We start from the raw sequence: 1,368 nt of genomic DNA, 5'->3' as shown, positions 1-1,368 counted from the left end.
AAGGTAGTGTTTCACTAACTGTGTAAGTTAAAAAGTTATTCTGAAAAATTTTTGAGCCCTCTAAAGCTCAAAAATAATTTTCGGAAATAACTTTTTATTATTTTTAACCTATATAGTTATGATTGACAAAGAAGAATTATTAAACAACAAGGATTTCTACAAGTCCTTTAAAAATGGAGAAGATTTAACCTCTTTCTTCAAACAGATGCACAAACGTGCCGTTGAACATATGCTGGAAGCAGAACTTGATGCTCATCTGGACAATGAAAAACATGAAAAATCCAAAGGAGGAAACTATCGCAACGGGCATGGCACCAAGAAGATAAAATCCTCTTTTGGAGAGAGTGAAATCAAAGTTCCCAGAGACCGGGCAAGTAGTTTTGAACCTGTATTGGTGCCCAAAAGACATAACATCATCGAAGGTCTGGAGAATATTATTATTTCATTCTATGCCAAGGGGATGAGTGTGAGTGATATCGAAGAGCAGGTTAAAGAACTATACGATTTTGAAATATCAGCTTCAGCTATTTCCAGAATTACCAATGCCGTTGCAACCGAGGTCGTTAGCTGGCAAAACCGACCTTTGGAAGACCTGTATTTAATTGTCTGGATGGACGGGATTGTATTCAAGGTTCGTGAGAACTCTAAAGTTATCAACAAGACCATCTATTTGGCAGTAGGGTTAAATCGTGAGGGGAAAAAAGAAGTTCTTGGAATGTGGCTCGGTAAGAATGAAAGTTCGAGCTTCTGGATGAGTGTTTTAACAGATCTTAAAGCACGTGGTGTAGAGGATATTCTCATCACCGCCACCGATAACTTAAACGGGTTTACCCACACCATTCGTTCCGTCTTTCCTGAATCTCAAACCCAGATCTGTGTAGTCCATCAAATCAGAAATGCCTGCAAATATGTGGTCTGGAAGGACAGAAAAGAATTTTCTGCCGATATGAAACATATTTACACTGCTCCAACAAAACAGGCTGCTGAAGCCGCTCTAAGGGATTTTGCGGAAAAATGGGAATCCAAATATTCCTATGCCATCAAATCCTGGAGGGACAACTGGGATGAATTGACTGTGTTTTTTGAATTTCCTTTAGAAATCCGTAAAATCATTTATACCACTAATTTAATTGAGAATCTCAACGGCAAAATTCGAAAATACACCAAAAACAAAATGTCTTTTCCTACGGATGATGCGGTCTTGAAATCTGTTTACCTTGCTTTAAAAGAAGCCACAAAAAAATGGTCGATGCCGATTCAGAATTGGGGCATTGTTCTCAACCAATTTATGCTTATTTTTGAACAAAGGCTCAGATTATAAAATCCAAGCCCTAACTTTTTAACTTACACACTTCGTGGGATAGTGTC

1 protein-coding gene is annotated in these 1,368 nt (G+C 38.0%); it reads left to right on the top strand.

What is annotated here, in order from left to right:
• Positions 1-118 precede the first annotated feature (118 nt).
• Entirely contained in the window at positions 119-1,321 is a 1,203-nt protein-coding gene (locus tag BW946_RS20980; RefSeq protein ID WP_076598022.1) for an IS256 family transposase, read from the top strand.
• Positions 1,322-1,368 lie beyond the last annotated feature (47 nt).

It is taken from the genome of Chryseobacterium sp. RU33C (assembly GCF_900156015.1).
GTDB lineage: Bacteria > Bacteroidota > Bacteroidia > Flavobacteriales > Weeksellaceae > Chryseobacterium > Chryseobacterium candidae.
This window is presented reverse-complemented; position numbering and strand designations above follow the sequence as displayed.

Coding starts and splice junctions, on each gene's coding strand:
- BW946_RS20980 (WP_076598022.1), top strand. CDS start 119: ATGATTGACAAAGAAGAATTATTAAACAACAAGGATTTCTACAAGTCC.